Origin of the sequence: Streptomyces asoensis, assembly GCF_016860545.1 — a bacterium.
Taxonomy (GTDB): Bacteria; Actinomycetota; Actinomycetes; order Streptomycetales; family Streptomycetaceae; genus Streptomyces; species Streptomyces asoensis.
Genome location: NZ_BNEB01000003.1, coordinates 461,871 through 479,955, shown reverse-complemented (window position 1 = coordinate 479,955; position 18,085 = coordinate 461,871). Strand labels below are relative to the sequence as shown.

At 70.7% G+C, this 18,085-nt stretch carries 15 protein-coding genes and 1 other RNA gene; 10 read left to right on the top strand and 6 right to left on the bottom strand.

Features of this window, described 5'->3' with window-relative positions; translation table 11 throughout:
- The first annotated feature begins 93 nt into the window (after positions 1–93).
- The 4 genes from Saso_RS14915 to Saso_RS14900 all read left to right on the top strand — a co-directional run bounded on the left by Saso_RS14915 (position 94) and on the right by Saso_RS14900 (position 5,456).
- On the top strand, positions 94–1,791 hold the full coding sequence (locus Saso_RS14915; RefSeq protein WP_189918394.1) for a serine/threonine-protein kinase: 1,698 nt from the start codon (positions 94–96) through the stop codon (positions 1,789–1,791).
- 131 nt (positions 1,792–1,922) lie between these two features.
- On the top strand, positions 1,923–3,170 hold the full coding sequence (locus tag Saso_RS14910) for a serine/threonine-protein kinase (RefSeq protein ID WP_189918392.1): 1,248 nt from the start codon (positions 1,923–1,925) through the stop codon (positions 3,168–3,170).
- 57 nt (positions 3,171–3,227) lie between these two features.
- Positions 3,228–4,331: a peptide chain release factor 2 gene (prfB, locus tag Saso_RS14905; RefSeq protein ID WP_189918390.1), complete on the top strand. Its 1,104-nt coding sequence runs from the start codon at positions 3,228–3,230 to the stop codon at positions 4,329–4,331.
- A gap of 270 nt (positions 4,332–4,601) precedes the next feature.
- Positions 4,602–5,456 carry a hypothetical protein gene (locus Saso_RS14900; RefSeq protein WP_189918388.1) on the top strand — a complete coding sequence of 285 codons (855 nt, stop codon included), beginning with the start codon at positions 4,602–4,604 and terminating at the stop codon, positions 5,454–5,456.
- 85 nt (positions 5,457–5,541) lie between these two features.
- Here Saso_RS14900 and Saso_RS14895 read toward each other — a convergent pair whose 3' ends face one another.
- Entirely contained in the window at positions 5,542–5,736 is a 195-nt protein-coding gene (locus Saso_RS14895) for a hypothetical protein (protein ID WP_189918582.1), read from the bottom strand.
- Positions 5,737–5,972: 236 nt separating this feature from the next.
- Here Saso_RS14895 and ftsE point away from each other — a divergent pair, with 236 nt between their 5' ends.
- From ftsE to ssrA, 5 genes are all read left to right on the top strand, one after another.
- Positions 5,973–6,662 (top strand): cell division ATP-binding protein FtsE, encoded by a 690-nt coding sequence (ftsE, locus tag Saso_RS14890; RefSeq protein ID WP_020132390.1) that lies wholly within the window; start codon positions 5,973–5,975, stop codon positions 6,660–6,662.
- 60 nt (positions 6,663–6,722) lie between these two features.
- A complete protein-coding gene (ftsX, locus tag Saso_RS14885; protein ID WP_189918386.1) occupies positions 6,723–7,640 on the top strand; it encodes a permease-like cell division protein FtsX in 918 nt (305 codons plus the stop codon).
- A gap of 68 nt (positions 7,641–7,708) precedes the next feature.
- Positions 7,709–8,875 carry a S41 family peptidase gene (locus Saso_RS14880; RefSeq protein WP_189918384.1) on the top strand — a complete coding sequence of 389 codons (1,167 nt, stop codon included), beginning with the start codon at positions 7,709–7,711 and terminating at the stop codon, positions 8,873–8,875.
- Positions 8,876–8,970: 95 nt separating this feature from the next.
- Positions 8,971–9,507: an SsrA-binding protein SmpB gene (gene smpB, locus Saso_RS14875; RefSeq protein ID WP_189918580.1), complete on the top strand. Its 537-nt coding sequence runs from the start codon at positions 8,971–8,973 to the stop codon at positions 9,505–9,507.
- Between the two features lie 118 nt (positions 9,508–9,625).
- Positions 9,626–10,012: a transfer-messenger RNA gene (gene ssrA / locus Saso_RS14870) on the top strand.
- A gap of 75 nt (positions 10,013–10,087) precedes the next feature.
- On the opposite strand, the gene Saso_RS14865 is transcribed toward ssrA, so the two are convergent.
- From Saso_RS14865 to Saso_RS14845, 5 genes are read right to left on the bottom strand one after another with little or no spacing between them, the layout of a single operon-like run.
- On the bottom strand, positions 10,088–11,098 hold the full coding sequence (locus Saso_RS14865) for a LacI family DNA-binding transcriptional regulator (protein WP_189918382.1): 1,011 nt from the start codon (positions 11,096–11,098) through the stop codon (positions 10,088–10,090).
- Positions 11,092–13,374, bottom strand: coding sequence for an alpha-xylosidase (gene yicI / locus Saso_RS14860; RefSeq protein ID WP_189918380.1), 2,283 nt, complete (start codon positions 13,372–13,374; stop codon positions 11,092–11,094). The genes Saso_RS14865 and yicI overlap by 7 nt, the downstream gene beginning before the upstream one ends.
- Positions 13,375–13,404: 30 nt before the next feature.
- The gene (locus Saso_RS14855; RefSeq protein ID WP_189918378.1) at positions 13,405–14,235 is read right to left on the bottom strand and encodes a carbohydrate ABC transporter permease; all 831 of its coding nucleotides are present in this window, start codon (positions 14,233–14,235) and stop codon (positions 13,405–13,407) included.
- Positions 14,232–15,200, bottom strand: a complete 969-nt coding sequence (locus Saso_RS14850; RefSeq protein ID WP_189918376.1) for a carbohydrate ABC transporter permease — start codon at positions 15,198–15,200, stop codon at positions 14,232–14,234. The genes Saso_RS14855 and Saso_RS14850 overlap by 4 nt, the downstream gene beginning before the upstream one ends.
- Positions 15,197–16,507 carry an ABC transporter substrate-binding protein gene (locus tag Saso_RS14845; RefSeq protein ID WP_189918375.1) on the bottom strand — a complete coding sequence of 437 codons (1,311 nt, stop codon included), beginning with the start codon at positions 16,505–16,507 and terminating at the stop codon, positions 15,197–15,199. The genes Saso_RS14850 and Saso_RS14845 overlap by 4 nt, the downstream gene beginning before the upstream one ends.
- An 847-nt stretch (positions 16,508–17,354) precedes the next feature.
- Here Saso_RS14845 and Saso_RS14840 point away from each other — a divergent pair.
- The gene (locus tag Saso_RS14840) at positions 17,355–18,026 is read left to right on the top strand and encodes a hypothetical protein (protein WP_189918373.1); all 672 of its coding nucleotides are present in this window, start codon (positions 17,355–17,357) and stop codon (positions 18,024–18,026) included.
- The last annotated feature ends 59 nt before the right edge of the window (positions 18,027–18,085 follow it).

Sequence of the window (18,085 nt, the reverse complement as noted above, 5' to 3'; positions counted from 1 at the left end):
GGGAAAAGACGGCAGCCCGGCGTCCGCACACCGGCACTACAGTGGGTCGGAACACGGACAGGACAGGCAAGCAAGCAGCAGGGAGCGCGTGACGTGCGGCCAGTCGGCAGCAAGTACCTGCTCGAGGAGCCGCTCGGACGCGGCGCCACGGGCACCGTCTGGCGAGCCCGCCAGCGCGAGACCGCGGGCGCCGAGGCGGCCGTGGCCGGCCAGCCCGGGGAGACCGTCGCGATCAAGGTCCTCAAGGAGGAGCTCGCCAACGACCCCGATGTCGTGATGCGCTTCCTGCGGGAGCGGTCCGTGCTGCTGCGCCTGACCCACCCGAACATCGTCCGGGTCCGTGACCTGGTGGTCGAGGGCGATCTGCTGGCGCTGGTCATGGACCTCGTCGACGGCCCCGACCTCCACCGCTACCTGCGCGAGAACGGGCCCTTCACGCCCGTGGCCGCCGCCCTGCTCACCGCCCAGGTCGCCGACGCGCTCGCCGCCAGCCACGCCGACGGCGTCGTGCACCGCGACCTGAAGCCCGCCAACGTCCTGCTGATGCAGAACGGCGGGCAGATGCACCCGCTGCTCACCGACTTCGGCATCGCGCGTCTCGCCGACTCCCCGGGCCTGACCCGGACCAGCGAGTTCGTCGGCACGCCCGCGTACGTCGCGCCGGAGTCCGCCGAGGGCCGCCCGCAGACCTCGGCCGTGGACATCTACGGCGCCGGGATCCTCCTGTACGAGCTGGTCACCGGGCGGCCGCCGTTCTCCGGCGGCTCCGCCCTCGAGGTGCTGCACCAGCACCTCAACGCGGAACCGCGCCGCCCGTCCACGGTCCCCGACCCGCTCTGGACGGTCATCGAGCGCTGTCTGCGCAAGAACCCCGACGACCGGCCGAGCGCCGAGAACCTCGCGCGCGGTCTGCGGATCGTCGCCGAGGGCATCGGGGTGCACGCGAACTCGATGCAGATCGCCGCCGCCGACGGCGTCGGCCACCTGCTCGCCCCCGACCCGGCGCCCGCGACCGTGCCGGGCGGCACCTACGACCCCAACGCGGCGACCAGCGTCCTGCCGCACACCTCCGGCCCGGCGGGCGCGGCCGACCCGACCGCCGTCCTGCCGCACACCTCCGGCGCGGCCGACCCGACGGCCGTCCTGCCGCCGGTGCCTCCGCACCAGCCCGGACAGCAGGGGCAGCAGCCCGAGCAGCCGCATCCCTGGCAGTCGCAGATGCAGGGTGCCCGCGCCCGCAACGAGCAGACCCAGGTCCAGCAGTACCTCGACCCCGACGACGACCCGCTGCGCCGCCGCCCCCAGCGGCAGGTCTCCCGCCAGCAGCAGCCCCAGCAGCCGTATCCGCAGCAGAACCAGCAGCAGCGCCCGCAGCAACGGCCCCAGCAGCGCCCGCAGCAGCCCGGCTACGGATACCCGGGGCAGCAGCAGCCGCAGCAGCAGTACGCGCCTCCGCAGCACCAGCAGCCCCGTCAGCAGCCCCAGCGGTACGCGCCGCCGCCCCAGCCGCAGCCGCAGCGGCCCCAGCCGGAGCCCCGCCAGCCCCGGCAGCGCAGCGCCAACCCGATGAAGATCCCCGGGCTGGGCTGCCTGAAGGGCTGCCTGTTCACGATCGTCATCCTGTTCGTGGCCGGGTGGCTGATCTGGGAGCTGAGCCCGCTCCAGGAGTGGATCGGCACCGGCAAGAGCTACTGGCAGCTGATCAGCGGCTGGTTCGACGACGTCACCGGCTGGATCGGCGACCTGGCCGATTCGGGCGGTTCGGGAGGCACGACCGGGACCGGCAACTGAGACACCGCCTCCGGTTCTGACCGCGAGTCTGTGTACTTGTCGACATCTGGCGGGTGATTTCCGTCTCCGCGGTGAAGGTTGGCTCCTCGGACGCGTACTTTGATGGGCAACACGCGTCTGTAGGAGCAGCCTTGGCACGGAAGATCGGCAGCCGGTACACCGCCCACCAGATCCTGGGACGGGGCAGCGCCGGCACGGTGTGGCTGGGCGAGGGACCGGACGGGCCCGTCGCCGTCAAACTGCTGCGCGAGGACCTCGCCTCCGACGAGGAGCTCGTGGGCCGCTTCGTGCAGGAGCGCACCGCCCTGCTCGGCCTGGAGCACCCGCACGTGGTCTCGGTGCGCGACCTGGTGGTCGACGGCAACGACCTGGCCCTGGTCATGGACCTCGTCCGCGGCACCGACCTGCGCACCCGTCTGGAGCGCGACCGGCGCCTGGCCCCCGAGGCCGCCGTGGCGATCGCCGCGGACATCGCGGAGGGACTGGCCGCCGCGCACGCGGCCGGGATCGTGCACCGGGACGTGAAGCCCGAGAACATCCTGCTCGACATGCAGGGGCCGCTCGGCCCCGGCGGCTCGCACCGCGCGCTGCTGACCGACTTCGGCATCGCGAAACTGATCGACACCCCCAAACGGACCCGCGCAACGAAGATCATCGGGACGCCGGACTACCTGGCGCCGGAGATCGTGGAGGGTCTGCCGCCGCGCGCCTCGGTCGACATCTACGCCCTGGCGACCGTCCTGTACGAGCTGCTCGCCGGTTTCACCCCCTTCGGCGGCGGTCATCCGGGCGCGGTGCTGCGCCGCCACGTCACGGAGTCCGTGGCCCCCCTGCCCGGTATCACCGACGAACTGTGGCAGCTCCTCGTGCAGTGCCTGGCGAAGGCGCCCGCGTCCCGGCTGCGGGCGTCCGAGCTGGCGGCCCGCCTCCGGGAGCAGCTGCCGTCACTGGCCGGGATGCCACCGTTGGACGTCGACGAGCCCGACCCCGGGCAGGAGGAGGGCGGCCCGGCCGACACCGAGCCCTCCGCCGCCTCGCCCGCGGCCCCGTCGGGGCGGGAGCGGCGCGGCTCGGTGCCCCTCGTGCCGCACGCCAAGCCCGACTCCAACCGCGACACCCACACGTCGATGCGGGTGCCCGCGCCCGACGAGCTGGCGGGCGGGGCGCACGGCACCGCACGGGTGCCGAGGGCGGCGGGCGCGCCGCGGCCCGGTTCGGCCCGCAACCGTTCCGCCACCCGGCGCCGGCGCATCACGCTGGGCGTGGCGGCCGCGGCCCTGGTCGCCGCGGCCGGCGTCGGGACCTGGGCGGCCACCTCGGGCGACGACGCGGGGGCGACCCCGCAGGACACGAAGAACTCGGCGCCGGCCTCTCCGTGACCGGCCGGGACGCCGAGGCCGGGCGGGCTCGGATGCCGGGTCCGTTAGGCTGGAGGCGTGGCAGTCGTCGATGTATCCGAAGAGCTCAAGTCCCTCTCCTCGACCATGGAGTCGATCGAGGCCGTTCTGGACCTCGACAAGCTGAGGGCAGACATCGCCGTGCTCGAGGAGCAGGCGGCCGCGCCGTCCCTGTGGGACAACCCGGACGAGGCGCAGAAGATCACCAGCAAGCTGTCCCACCTCCAGGCCGAGGTCAGGAAGGCCGACGCGCTGCGCGGACGGATCGACGATCTCTCCGTGCTGTTCGAGATGGCCCAGGAGGAGGACGACCCGGACACCCTCGCGGAGGCCGAGGCGGAGCTCACCGCCGTCAAGAAGGCGCTGGCCGAGATGGAGGTCCGTACGCTGCTCAGCGGGGAGTACGACTCCCGCGAGGCGCTCGTGAACATCCGCGCCGAGGCCGGTGGCGTCGACGCCGCCGACTTCGCGGAGAAGCTCCAGCGGATGTACCTGCGGTGGGCGGAGCAGCACGGCTACAAGACCGAGGTCTACGAGACGTCGTACGCGGAGGAGGCCGGCATCAAGTCGACCACCTTCGCCGTGCAGATCCCGTACGCCTACGGCACCCTCTCCGTGGAACAGGGCACCCACCGGCTCGTGCGGATCTCCCCCTTCGACAACCAGGGGCGCCGGCAGACCTCCTTCGCGGGCGTCGAGATCCTGCCCGTGGTGGAGACGACCGACCACATCGAGATCGACGAGTCCGAGCTGCGGGTGGACGTCTACCGCTCCTCCGGTCCGGGCGGCCAGGGCGTCAACACCACCGACTCCGCGGTGCGCCTGACCCACCTGCCCACCGGCATCGTCGTCTCCTGCCAGAACGAGCGCTCGCAGATCCAGAACAAGGCGACCGCGATGAACGTCCTCCAGGCCAAGCTGCTCGAGCGGCAGCGTCAGGAGGAGCGGGCCAAGATGGACGCCCTGAAGGACGGCGGCAGTTCGTGGGGCAACCAGATGCGTTCGTACGTCCTGCACCCGTACCAGATGGTCAAGGACCTGCGCACCGAGTTCGAGGTCGGTAACCCCGAGGCCGTGTTCAACGGCGAGATCGACGGGTTCCTGGAAGCCGGAATTCGCTGGCGCAAGCAGCAAGAGAAGTAGTTTTGTCGACAAGGCAACCGCCCCTGAATCAGGGGCGGTTGCCTTTTTATGTCACATTCACAGCACCGACATAGCGCAAAGCGGCCCGACTTGGACATTGCGTACGCAACGGCCTTGACGATGCTTTGAAAGTTGGGGAGGGTGCAGTGTGGCATGCGTATCTCTGGGGCGCATGTGAACCGGGGGCTTCAGCACTACTCAGCTACCTCCGTCGATCACGGCCCCGGGCGCGGCCTCATCGACGATTCGGCTACTGGGGGTAGCAGCTATATGACCAAGAAGACGCGGATCCGGCTCGCGCGGATAGCCGCCGGCGCCGTGATCGCCGCAGGCGCCTCGCTGACGGTTGCGGGCGTCGCTTCGGCCGACGACGACGCTCTTGTCGACACGAGCAAGATCGTCCCCATGGACGGCGAGGACGACTGCACCATCGTCGTCACCCCGGAGTGCGAGACCGGCGGCACGGGGAACGGCGGTGCGACCGACGGTGGTACCGCAACTGACGGTGGCACGGCCACCGACGGTGGGACGGCGACCGACGGTGGGACGGCGACCGACGGCGGTACGGCCACCGATGGTGGTACCGCGACTGACGGCGGTACCGCGACTGACGGTGGCACGGCGACCGATGGTGGTACCGCGACTGACGGTGGCACGGCCACCGATGGTGGTACGGCGACTGACGGTGGTACGGCCACCGACGGCGGTTCCGGCAACGGCGGCTCGGACAACGGTGGCTCCGGCAACGGCGGCTCGGGCAACGGTGGCTCCGGCAACGGTGGTTCCCAGAACGGCGGCTCCGGCAACGGCGGCAGCACGTCCTCCGGTTCCTCCTCGACCGGTGGCTCCGGCAGCACCGGTGGCTCCGACAGCACCGGCGGTTCCGTGACCGGTGGCACCGACACCGACGGTACGTCCACTCAGGAGGAGGGCAGCTCCGCGCTGACCGACACCTCGGACACCGCCGCCGACACCACCGCCCAGGGCGGTGGCAAGGAGCTCGCCGAGACCGGTGCCGGCGAGACCACGTTCCTGATCATCGGCGCCGCCACGATGATCGCCGGCGGCATCGGCTTCCGGGTGCTCCCGCGCCTGGTGGTCGGCCGTGACGGGGCCGCTGCCTGACGCCGGGTAGCCGTACCCGTACGTGACGTACACGCGAAGGGCCCGGAGCGCTCGGCTCCGGGCCCTTCGTGGTGTCCGTCCCGCGCTACGCGGTCTGGTGGGCCAGCAGCGCCAGCGCCGCCACCAGTACCGCCAGCAGCGCGATCAGCGCCATCGGGTTCAGCCCCGCGAAGAGGTTCTCCTGTTGCTGCATCCGCTCGCGGTTCGCGCGGCACACGGGGCACCGGCCTTCGCTCACGGGCGCGGCGCAGTTAGCGCACACCAGCCGGTCGTACGTCATGCGCTCGCCCTCCTTGCACCGGTTCCACGTGTTCAACGCTTCGAGGAACGGGAACGTTCCCCCTCCACTGTGCCAGGTTCCCGCGGGGGCCGCGCGGCTCACCCGGAGACCGGGGGGCGTACAAAGTCCCGTACAAAAACGCACAAGCCCCACTCAACCCCTCGCGACGCCTGCGCCGCCCTCCCCGGTTCGCGTATGGTCACGCTCATCTACCCCCGGCGACCCGTGGTGCATCCGTGATCCGATTCGACAACGTCTCCAAGGTCTACCCCAAGCAGACCCGCCCCGCACTCAGGGATGTCTCCCTCGAGGTGGAGAAGGGCGAATTCGTCTTCCTCGTGGGATCCTCCGGTTCCGGAAAGTCCACCTTCCTGCGACTGGTCCTGCGCGAGGAGCGCACCAGCCACGGTCAGGTGCACGTCCTGGGCAAGGACCTCGCGCGCCTGTCCAACTGGAAGGTGCCGCAGATGCGGCGCCAGCTCGGGACGGTCTTCCAGGACTTCCGGCTGCTGCCGAACAAGACGGTGGCGGAGAACGTCGCCTTCGCGCAGGAGGTCATCGGCAAGTCGAAGGGCGAGATCCGCAAGTCCGTGCCCCAGGTGCTCGACCTCGTCGGGCTGGGCGGCAAGGAGGACCGGATGCCCGGTGAGCTGTCCGGTGGTGAGCAGCAGCGGGTGGCCATCGCCCGTGCCTTCGTGAACCGGCCCAAGCTGCTGATCGCGGACGAGCCCACCGGCAACCTCGACCCGCAGACCTCCGTCGGCATCATGAAGCTGCTCGACCGGATCAACCGGACGGGCACGACCGTGCTGATGGCCACGCACGACCAGAACATCGTGGACCAGATGCGCAAGCGCGTCATCGAGCTGGAGCAGGGCCGCCTCGTGCGTGACCAGGCACGCGGCGTCTACGGCTACCAGCACTGACCGCCCCCGCCATCGCGCCCGCACCCGCGGACGTCCCCCGAAAGGCCTGAACAACTCGCCATGCGCGCCCAGTTCGTACTGTCGGAGATCGGCGTCGGTCTCCGCCGCAACCTGACGATGACCTTCGCCGTCGTCGTCTCGGTGGCCCTGTCGCTCGCCCTGTTCGGTGGGTCGTTGCTCATGAGCGACCAGGTCAGCACCATGAAGGGCTACTGGTACGACAAGGTCAACGTCTCGGTCTTCCTCTGCAACAAGAGCGACGCCGAGTCCGACCCGAACTGCGCCAAGGGCGCGGTCACCGCGGACCAGAAGAAGCAGATCAAGTCCGACCTCGACAAGATGGGGGTCGTCGAGAAGGTGACGTACGAGTCGCAGGACGACGCGTACAAGCACTACAAGGAGCAGTTCGGCGACTCCCCGCTGGCCAGCTCCCTGACCCCGGACCAGATGCAGGAGTCGTACCGGATCAAACTGAAGGACCCGGAGGAGTACAAGGTCATCGCGACCGCCTTCGACGGGCGGGACGGCGTGCAGTCCGTGCAGGACCAGAAGGGCATCCTGGACAACCTGTTCGGGCTGCTCAACGGCATGAACTGGGCGGCGCGGGCCGTGATGGCGCTGATGCTGGTCGTCGCCCTGATGCTGATCGTCAACACCGTGCGGGTGTCCGCGTTCAGCCGTCGGCGTGAGACCGGGATCATGCGGCTGGTCGGCGCCTCCGGCTTCTACATCCAGGCTCCGTTCATCGCCGAGGCGGCCGTCGCCGGACTGATCGGGGGCACGGTCGCCTGCGGATTCCTGGTGATCGCCCGGTACTTCATCATCGATCACGGACTGGCGCTGTCGGAGAAGCTCAATCTGATCAACTTCATCGGCTGGGACGCGGTGCTGACCAAGCTCCCGCTCATCCTCGCCACGAGCCTGCTGATGCCCGCGCTGGCCGCGTTCTTCGCGCTGCGCAAGTACCTGAAGGTGTGACGCACGCCCCCCGGGGCCGTACGGTCAACCGGCCGTACGGCCCTTCCTGTTCCCCTAGACTCACCGCCATGTCAGGCCGTGACCTGTTCTGTCAGCCCCGCCGTTTCGGCCGCGGGGCCGCCCTGACCTTGTTGTTCGCGAGCGTGCTCGTCGCCGGCGCCGCCACCGGATCGCTGCCGGGGGACCCCGGGGAAGCCGCGCCGGGCGCCACGGGCGCCGCCCCCGGCGGCCGTTCCGAGGACGTGACGCGGGCCGCCGAGGAGGCCGCCGCGGACGGCAAGTCCCCGATGGAGGCCGCGGAACGCGCCGTCAGCCGCAGCGGTGACCGCTGGGCGGCCGTCTACTCCGAGGGCGAGTACGAGGAGTTCGCCGAGTCCCTCGACGGCCGCTACACCGGCGTCGGTCTGGAGGCGCGGCGCGAGCGGGGCGACCGGATCGAGGTGACCAAGGTGCAGCCCGGATCGCCGGCGGCCGCCGCCGGGGTGCGCGCGGGCGACCGGCTGCGCAGCGTCGACGGACGGTCCGTCGACGGGCTGCCGGTGACCGACGTCGTCTCCTTACTGCGCGGTGACGCCACGGACGCGCACGCCGGCACCACCGTCCGTCTCGGCCTGGAGCGCGGCACCCGCGTGTGGACCGAGACCCTGCGCCGGGCCCTGCTCTCCACGGACTCCGTCACCGTCCACCGGCTCTCCGACGACACCACCGTCATCACCGTCGCCGCCTTCACCAAGGGCGTCGGCGACAGCGTGCGCAGCGCCGTGCGCGACGCCCCGGCGGGCGCCGGGATCGTCCTGGACCTGCGCGGCAACTCCGGCGGCCTGGTCACCGAGGCCGTCTCCACCGCCTCCGCCTTCCTCGACGGCGGCCTGGTCGCCACCTACGACGTGGACGGCGACCAGCGCGCCCTGCACGCCGACGGCGGCGGCGACACCACCAGCCCCCTCGTCGCGCTCGTCGACGGCGGCACCATGAGCGCCGCCGAACTGCTCACCGGCGCCCTCCAGGACCGCGGCCGAGCGGTCGTCGTCGGCTCCCGCACCTTCGGCAAGGGCTCGGTGCAGATGCCGCGGCGGCTGCCCGACGGCTCCGTCGCCGAGCTGACCGTCGGGCACTACCGCACCCCCTCCGGCCACGGCGTCGACGGCCGGGGCATCACCCCCGACCTGGAGGCGGACGACGGGGCGCTCCAGCGGGCCGAGACCGTGCTGAGCGGCCTCGGGGACGTGTCCTGACCGGTCCCCGCCCGACCCTGCGCGAGCCGGCCGCGTAATCGGCTTTCCCCCGGCGGGCCTGCGGATGCGAAAATGGCCGGACTATGAGCAAGGGAATGTACGTACCGAAGGAGTCCCAGCCGAAGCAGGGCGGGGCGGCCGCGTCAGGCAAGGCCAAGGACGGCAAGCGCAAGATCGTCGCGCAGAACAAGAAGGCCCGGCACGACTACGCGATCATCGACGTGTACGAGGCCGGCCTGGTGCTCACCGGCACCGAGGTGAAGTCGCTGCGCGAGGGCCGCGCCTCGCTGACCGACGGCTTCGTCCAGATCGAGGGGAACGAGGCGTGGCTGCACGCCGCCCACATCCCCGAGTACTTCCAGGGCAGCTGGACCAACCACTCCGCGCGCCGCAAGCGCAAGCTGCTGCTGCACCGCGAGGAGATCGACAAGCTGTCGGTGAAGTCCGAGGAGACGGGGCACACGATCGTGCCCCTCGCCATCTACTTCAAGGACGGCCGGGCGAAGGCCGAGATCGCGCTGGCGCGCGGCAAGAAGGAGTACGACAAGCGCCAGACGCTGCGCGAGCAGCAGGACCGCCGGGAGACCGACCGGGCGATCGCGGCGGCCAAGCGCCGGCAGCGGCACGCCTAGCCCCGGCGGCGCGGCCGCCGGGAATACAGTGGCACCGACGTGCGTTGGTCACGTACGATGGCACCTGTGCCCCTCGGTGGGCACGGGCCCTCTCCGGAGGGAATTGAAAAATCAACATGGGGATGATCGGTTTCGACAGCGACTGTTGAAGCAGGGGAAGCGTGTCGAGGAAGCGGCAATGATCTCGTAAACCATATGTCGCAAAAAATAATCGCCAATACCAAGAGCGATTCCCAGTCCTACGCTCTCGCTGCCTGATAAGCAGTGAGGTAGGACCCTAAAGGGTGTCAGCCCGGGAGTGTTCCCGGCCCGGATCCTGGCATAATCTAGGGAACTAAACCATCGAGCCCGGTCACGGGGCCCGATGGGAAATCAAACAGTGACTGGGCCCGTCGGCGACCTGTTCGCGGGATTGCCGGGGCCGAGAAAATCGCAGCGAACTGCACACGGAGAAGCCCTGATTCTGCACCGTTGGACGCGGGTTCGATTCCCGCCATCTCCACTCATCCCATGTGAACGAGAACCCCGTCGCTTTCGAGCGGCGGGGTTCTCGTCGTTCCGTGCCCTGGTGCGGGCAACCTCAGCGGGGGTCGACCGTGCGCGGTGCCGTGCTCGCCCTGCGGGTCAGCGTCGGCGGCAGCAGGGTGGCCTCCGGCACGGCCTCGCCGCCGAGCTTGCGCATCAGCAGTTCCACCGCCCGCTCACCCACCTCCGCGGACGGCAGCGCGACGGAGGTCACGGGCACCCGCAGGGTCGAGGCGAGTCTGTCGGGGCAGATCGCCGTCACCGACAGGTCTCCGGGGACCCGCAGCCCCAGCTCCTCGAAAGCGTCGACGAGCGGTTCCAGCGCCGCCTCGTTGTGCACGACCACTCCCGTCAGCGCCGGCTGCTCGCTCAGGAGCCGCTCGGCGACCCGGCGGGCCTCGGCCGGCGTCGTCCCGCACGGGTGGACGGCCGAGGCGATCCCCGCCCGGTCCGCGGCCGCCGTGAACCCCTGCACCACCCGCTGCGCGAACGCCGTCCCTCGGACGTACACCTGCGGCGGTGACCCGACCAGGGCGACCACCCGGTGTCCGAGCTGCGCCAGATGCTCCACGCACCGCTCGCCCGCCGCCCGGAAGTCGAGGTCGATGCAGGTCAGTCCCTCTGCCTCCAGCGGGAAGCCGATCATCACGGAGGGCCGGTCCAGGGTGCGCAGCAACGGCAGCCGGGGGTCGTGGAGCTGGACGTCCATCACGATCAGCGCGTCGACCAGGGCGGTGTCGGCGACCCTGCGCAGTCCTTCCTCGCCCTCCTCCTGGGTCACCAGCAGGACGTCGTGGTCGCGGGCCGCCGTCACCACCGACACCGCGAACTGCATGACGACCGGGACGTGGATGCCGGTGCGCAGCGGCACCACGAGCGCCAGCACGTTCGAACGGCTGCTGGCCAGCGCCCGGGCGCCGGCGTGCGGGCGGTAGCCCAGCGCCCGGGCGGAGTCCTCGACCCGCCGGCGGGTCTCCTCGGAGATCGGCCGCTTGCCGCTCAGCGCGTAGGACACCGTGCTGGGGGAGACCCCGGCGTGCCGCGCCACATCGGTGATCTTCACCATCGGTCCAGTTCCTCCGGTCCCTCGTCCGGGGTCTCCAGGGTCAGGAACCCGGTGCCGGCCCCGGCCCGCGCGATCCGGTCCCCGGCGGCGAGCGCCCACGGCGCCCGGGGGTCGCTCGCGGACGCCCGCAGCGTGTCCCCCTCCCGTACGACGGTGAACGTCACGTCCCCCACCCGTACCGTGACCTGGGCGCCGCGCTCCAGACCGTACGCGCGCAAGGTGACCCCGTCGGCGTGCGGATAGTCCGGCCGGTCGGCGTGGGCGCCCACCGGGAGCACCGCGCCCGGCCGCACCAGCAGCGGTGCGCTGAGGAACCCGTGGCGCTCGCGCACCCAGCGCGGTCCGGTCACCGTCCGCCCGGTGAGGTAGTGCGTCCAGGTGCCCTCGGGCACGTAGTACGTCACGTCGCCCTCGTCGTCGAACACGGGCGCGACCAGCAGGTCCGGGCCGAGCATGTACTGCCGCTCCAGGTGCGCGCACCCGGGGTCGGACGGGAACTCCAGCACCATCGCCCGCATCACCGGGGTGCCCTCCTCGTGGGCCGCGCGGGCGGCCTCGTACAGGTAGGGCATGAGCCGCAGCTTGAGCCGGGTGAAGCACCGCAGCACGTCGACGGACTCCTCGTCGAACAGCCAGGGCACCCGGTACGAGGAGCTGCCGTGCAGTCTGCTGTGCGAGGAGAGCAGTCCGAAGGCCAGCCAGCGCTTGAACAGGGCCGGTGTCGGGGTGCCCTCGAAGCCGCCGATGTCGTGGCTCCAGAAACCGAACCCCGACAGACCGAGGGAGAGACCGCCGCGCAGCGACTCCGCCATCGACGCGTACGTCGCCTCGCAGTCGCCGCCCCAGTGCACCGGGAACCGCTGGGCGCCCGTGGTCGCCGACCGTGCGAAGACCACCGCCTCCCCTTCGCCCCGGTGCTTGCGCAGCACTTCGAAGACGGTGCGGTTGTAGAGGTAGGTGTAGTAGTTGTGCATCCGCTCCGGGTCCGAACCGTCGGACCAGGTCACGTCGAGCGGGACACGTTCGCCGAAGTCGGTCTTGAAGCAGTCGACGCCCTGGGCGAGCAGAGCCTCCAGCTCGGCCGCGTACCAGTCGCGGGCGGCGGGGCTGGTGAAGTCGACGAGGGCCATGCCGGGCTGCCACAGGTCCCACTGCCAGACGCTGCCGTCCGGCCGCTTCAGCAGGTGGCCGAGGGCCCGGCCCTCGGCGAAGAGCGGCGACCGCTGGGCGATGTAGGGGTTGATCCACACGCTGATGTGCAGACCCTTCGCCTTCAGCCGGGCCAGCATGCCCTCCGGGTCGGGGAAGACCCGCGGGTCCCAGCGGAAGTCGCACCAGTGGAACTCCCGCATCCAGAAGCAGTCGAAGTGGAAGACGGAGAGCGGCAGTTCGCGCTCACGCATGCCCTCGATGAACGAGGTCACCGTCCCCTCGTCGTAGGAGGTGGTGAACGACGTCGACAGCCACAGGCCGAACGACCAGGCGGGCGGCAGGGCCGGGCGGCCGGTGAGGGCGGTGTACCTGCGCAGGATGTCCTTCGGGGTGGGCCCGTGGATGACGTAGTACGTCAGCTCCTGGGTCTCGGCGCTGAACTGGACCCGTGACACCGCCTCCGAGCCGACCTCGAAGGACACCTTGCCCGGGTGGTCGACGAAGACGCCGTAGCCGGCGTCCGTGAGGTAGAACGGCACGTTCTTGTAGGCCTGTTCGGTCGCCGTGCCGCCGTCGGCGTTCCAGACGTCGACGACCTGGCCGTTCCTGACCAGCGGGCCGAAGCGTTCGCCGAGGCCGTAGACGGAGGTCCCCACCCCGAGGTCGAGCTGTTCGCGCAGGTAGTGGCCGCCGGTGGCCGGGTCCCGCATGATGCCCATGCCCTTGGGGCCGCTGGAGGTGAGCGTGCGGCCGTGGGCGGAGAACTCCACGTGCCAGGGGCCGGAGCGGGCGACCCGCACCCGGAGGGCGCCGGAGGTCAGGCTCGCGTGGTCGTCGTCGCAGGAGAGCTGCGGGTCGGGGTCCGCGCCGGTGAGCTCGAAGGCGGGCCCGGGGGGTCTTCCGCCGGTGAAGTGGGTCAGGGTGAGGCCGATGACGTCGGGCATCGGACTGTGGACGGTGAGCGTCATGACGGGCCCCGTCATCAGGTCGCCGCGGCCCCGGATCGGCCGGGTCGGCGCGTGGATCTCCAGGGCGCCCTGCGATGCGGTGACGTCGAGGACCTCGGCGGGATGGGCGGCGGTGACGCCCTCCCGCAGCAGCCAGTAGCCGTCGGTGAACTTCATGGGTGGGGGGTCCTTACTGCTCGGTCCGCACTACTTCACGGCACCCACGGCGATACCGCGGGTGAGGGTCCGCTGGAAGACGAGGAAGAAGACCAGGGCCGGGAGCACGCCGAGGAGGGCGGCCGCGTCGGTCATCGTGGCGTCCATCAGGCGCTGCCCCTGGAGGACGCCGAGGGCCACCGACACCGTCTGGTTGTCGTTGGAGATCAGCATGACCAGGGGGAGCAGGAACTCGTTCCAGGTCCAGATGAAGAAGAAGACGAGGAGCACGCCGAGGGTGGGGCGGCTGACCGGGACGACGATCCGCCACAGCACCTGCCAGGTGCCCGCGCCGTCGATCCGGGCCGCCTCGATGATCTCGCGCGGGAACCGGCTCAGCACCGAGGAGAGCAGATAGGTGCCGAAGGCGGCCTGGAGCACGGTGAAGACGATGATCACGCTGAGCCGGGTGTCGTACAGACCGGCCTGCTTGCTCAGGTAGTACACGGGGTAGACCAGCGCCTCTTGCGGGATCATGTTCGCCAGCACGAAGAAGGCCAGCACCCAGGTGCGGCCCCTGATCCGCCCGATCCCGATCGCGTACGCGTTCAGCACCGACAGGACCACCGCCCCGACCGCCACCGAGCCGCTGATCAGGACCGAGTTGAGCAGTTTGCGGCTGTAGTCGACGCGCTCCCAGAAGTCCTTCAGCCCGTCCAGGTACAGCCCGTCGGGCAGGCTCAGCGGGCCGTCCTGCGAGTACTGCGCGGGGGACTTGACCGCGTTGACGACGACGATCAGGAACGGGACGGTCATGAAGAGGGCGGCCAGGCACAGGGCCACCAGGACGGGGGAGCGGCGCAGGAGCCGGGCGGTCCTCATGGGCGCGGTCCTTCCTCCGCGTCCTCCGCCCGGGTCTGGAGCCGCAGGCCGACCAGGGAGAGGGCGAGGATGATCACGGTGAGCACGGTGGAGACCGCGGCGCCGTAGCCGACCTGTGTCTTCTCGAAGAACGTGGTGAAGGAGAAGTAGGAGGGGACGTTCGTCGCGCCGCCGGGGCCGCCCTTGGTCAGGACGTACACCGCGCCGAACACCTTCAGCGCGGCGATCGTGCACCAGGTGAGCACGACGTAGATCTCCGGGCGGATCTGCGGCAGCGTGATGTGGACGAAGCGGCGCCACCAGCCGGCGCCGTCCAGCTCGGCCGCCTCGTACAGCTGCGGGTCGACGCGTTCCAGGCCCGCCATGAAGACCACCAGCGGGAAGCCCAGCTGCACCCACACCATCACGCCCATGACGCTGTAGAGGGCGAGGTCGGGGTCGCCGAGCCAGTCCTGCCGCCACGAACCGAGCCCGACGACCCGCAGGAACTCGTTGAGCGAGCCGTCGTCGGGCGCGAGGATCCAGCTCCAGACGATGCCGGCGACCGCGACCGGCAGCACCTGCGGGAGGTAGAAGCAGGCCCGCAGCACGGCCGCGGTCCGGCTGCCGAAGTGCTTGCCCACATGGTCGAACAGGGCGGCGGCCAGGACCAGTCCGAGGGCGGTGGGCAGCGCCGCCATCGCGACGACCATGAACAGGCTGTGCCGGAAGCTCTCCCGGAACTCCGTGTCGTCCAGCAGCGCGCGGTAGTTGGCGAGGCCGGTCCACTCGGGGCTGCCCACCCCGTGCCACTCGGTGAGACTCACCCCGGCGTTCATCAGGAACGGGACGACGACCACGGCGAGGAAGGCGAGGGCGCCGGGGAGCAGGAACAGGGCGTAGGAGTCGCGGGCGCGGCGCGGGTGAACGGCCCTGTGCCGTCCGCCGGTCACCCGCCGGGCGCGTGCGGCGGTGGTCGCCGTCATGTCTTCGGTACGCCCTTGTCGTAGGCCTCCTGCAACGCGTCCAGGTAGTCGTCCGGCCGCACGCTGCCGGTGAGCAGCTTCTGTGTCTCGGAGACGAGGACGTCGTAGAAGCCGGGGACCGGCCAGTCGGGGTAGAAGGCCAGGCCGTCGCGGCCGGACAGGGTGTTGAACTGGGTGATGAGCTCCTTGGACTTGGGGTCGGTGAGGGCGGCGGCGTCCGCGGCGACCGGGACGCCGCCCTTGTTGCCGAGCAGGTTCTGGATCTTCTTCGACAGGGTGATGTCGATGAAGTCGTAGGCGAGTTCCTTGTTGCCGGAGCTCTCGGGGACCACCCAGAGGTTGCCTCCGGAGCCGGGGCTGAGCGTGGAGCCGGGCCACAGGGTGGTGCCCCAGTCGAACGTCGCCTCGTCCTGGAAGCGGCCGTACCACCAGCTGCCGGAGAACAGGATCGGCGCCTTGCCCTGGAGGAAGGAGACGCCCGCGTCCTCGGCCTTGGCGCTGACGGCGTTCTTGCCGAGGTAGCCCTTCTTCACCCAGTCGGCGAACGTCTTCGCCGCGTAGGTCCAGGCGGCGTCGTGGAAGTCGGTCCTGCCCTGGTACAGCTCGTAGGCGTCGACCCACGGGCGGTCGGCCTTGGACAGGGCGAGCTGGTAGACGTACTGCTGGGCCGGGTACTCGGCGCCGGAGTTCGCGAGCGGGGTGATCCCCTTGTCGACGAAGGTGTCCATCGCCGCGACCAGCGCGTCGGAGGTCTTCGGCTCGGCCAGCCCGTACTTCGCGAACAGGTCCTTGTTGAAGTAGACCATCGTGTACTCGGCGTAGTTGGGCACCCCGTACCACTTGCCGGAGCCCATCACGCCGTTCGCGTCGTACCGGCTGGTGGTTTGCACGCCGGGGCTGAGCAGCTTGTCCCAGCCGCGCTCGGTCACCTCGGCGGACAGGTCGGTGAGGAGTCCCTGCCGGGAGAGCAGGCCCGCCGTCGCGTTTCCCTTGTTGTACTCCATGAGGTCGGGCGCGTCGGAGGAGTTGAGGACCATGGGGGCGGTCTTCTGGATCTGGTCGAAGCTCTTCTCCTCGAACTTCACCCGCACCCCGGGGTGCCGGGCCTCGAACTCCTTGATCGCCTCGGTCCAGGCCGCGCCCATCGCGCTGTTCGGTGCCTCGTAGTGCCACAGCCGCAGGGTCCGGGAGTCGGCCGAGCCGCCGTCCGAGCCTCCGCACGAGGCCAGGAGCAGCGAGCAGGCGACCGCCGTCGCCGCGCACGCCGTTCCCCGTCGTGTCCTCACACGCCTTCGTGCCGTCAACATCCTGTGCCTCCAGGGGAGCCGGATGGTTCTGAGGGCGTCACGGTGCGTCCATCGAATCGATTCGATGGGTGACGTCGAAGCGCTTCGACGGGGGAACGTAGGTGGGCTGATGTGGCCGCGTCAATGGTGCGGGTGGGGAAAACGGGCATTCCGGGTCCGGTACGGGTGCGATTTCCGGCCATGCCTGACGCGGTGCCCTTCTCCCTCGGGAGAAAGTTATTTTTGGGCACTTCTATCCGATTATGTGGGGAGTCATTTCGACTCCCTCGATCGTCGTTCCGTCCCGGGTGATCGCATTCGGATGGGTGCGGTCGGGCTGCGACGGTGAGCTGTCACGCGGGGGCGATTTCGGGCCATAGGCATGAACATGATCTCTACCCGTAAATGACGCATCGCGAACACCGGGCGCAAGCCTGCGCTAGATTCGTGGACCTGAGCGCAATGGGGTAAAAGGGGCGCTGGAGTTGGGTGGGGGCCTGGTTCCGTCGACTGCGCTCAGGGTCGTAGGCGCACCCAGAACAGTTCCTTGGGGGGAAGTGCGCACATGAAGAATTGGCGAGAAGACGCCCAACCGGAGTGGCCGGCGGCGGCATCGCCGACCCTGGGCTCACCCGTGGTGGGCGCGGGGTCGCAGAGCCTTTCGGGGATCGGGGGGACTCCTCTGGCATCCCGATCGGGAGACGGCACCCGATACCGCTCACTGCTGGACTTACCGTCCGAAAGCGGTCCGCCGCCGACCCCGGCCGCGTCGAACGGCGTTGCCGAAAACGAACGGTCGAGCGATCTGCGGGATCCCTGGGAGGAGCCGTCCGGCGGCCCGGACGCGACGGCCAACGACCCGGGCGAGGTGACCGTCCAGCTCGACTCCCTCAAGAAGGGGCGCCCCGAGGCGGACGCCGCCTCCGACGTCCCGGTGTTCGTCGACGAGTCGGGCCGCCGCAGCCGCACGTTCCGCCGCATCGGCATCCTCGTGGGCATCGCCTGCGGGGCGTACGCCGTCGTCATCGTGGCCGCGCTGCTGTCCGGCAACGCGGGAGCGCCCTGGCTGCCGATCCCGGTGCCGGGCCAGGCCGACGAGAAGCCGTCGGCCGGCAACGTGGACAGCCCGTCGTCGCCGGACGCGTCCGCGAGCCCGGGGCGCGACGGTTCCGGCCGCAGGGCGCCGGGCGCCCCGGACGTCACCGCCTCCGCCACCGCCGCGGCGCCGGGCAGGCCCGGTGCGAGCGCGTCGCCCGGCGCCTCCGGCAGCGCGGCCCCGTCGAAGGGCGCGTCCCCGGCGGCGCGGTCCTCGGCGAGCGGCACCGCGCGCCCCAGCACCGGTCCGACGGCGTCGGCCCCGGCCGCCGGCGCGAGCACCCCGGTGGTCGCCCCGCCCGCGTCCACTCCGCCGCCCCCGCCGACCTCGCCCGCCGCGTCCCCCTCGGTGGCCTCCTCCCCGTCCCCGGCCGGAGGAGCCTCGACCACGGTCGCCGACGGCCCCCCGGCCCCGGCGCCGGCGGCCTCCAGCCCGGCGGCCTGACCACCCCGGTGCCCACCGCCGACCACTGCCCCGCAGCCACCCCGGTTCCCGGGGAGTGC

Excerpts from the sequence above, each read along its gene's own strand:
- Saso_RS14900 (WP_189918388.1), top strand. The coding sequence starts at position 4,602 with ATGACCAAGAAGACGCGGATCCGGCTCGCGCGGATAGCCGCCGGCGCC.
- Saso_RS14895 (WP_189918582.1), bottom strand. The coding sequence starts at position 5,736 with ATGACGTACGACCGGCTGGTGTGCGCTAACTGCGCCGCGCCCGTGAGC.
- ftsX (WP_189918386.1), top strand. The coding sequence starts at position 6,723 with ATGCGCGCCCAGTTCGTACTGTCGGAGATCGGCGTCGGTCTCCGCCGC.
- Saso_RS14880 (WP_189918384.1), top strand. The coding sequence starts at position 7,709 with ATGTCAGGCCGTGACCTGTTCTGTCAGCCCCGCCGTTTCGGCCGCGGG.
- smpB (WP_189918580.1), top strand. The coding sequence starts at position 8,971 with ATGTACGTACCGAAGGAGTCCCAGCCGAAGCAGGGCGGGGCGGCCGCG.
- Saso_RS14865 (WP_189918382.1), bottom strand. The coding sequence starts at position 11,098 with ATGGTGAAGATCACCGATGTGGCGCGGCACGCCGGGGTCTCCCCCAGC.
- yicI (WP_189918380.1), bottom strand. The coding sequence starts at position 13,374 with ATGAAGTTCACCGACGGCTACTGGCTGCTGCGGGAGGGCGTCACCGCC.
- Saso_RS14855 (WP_189918378.1), bottom strand. The coding sequence starts at position 14,235 with ATGAGGACCGCCCGGCTCCTGCGCCGCTCCCCCGTCCTGGTGGCCCTG.
- Saso_RS14850 (WP_189918376.1), bottom strand. The coding sequence starts at position 15,200 with ATGACGGCGACCACCGCCGCACGCGCCCGGCGGGTGACCGGCGGACGG.
- Saso_RS14845 (WP_189918375.1), bottom strand. The coding sequence starts at position 16,507 with ATGTTGACGGCACGAAGGCGTGTGAGGACACGACGGGGAACGGCGTGC.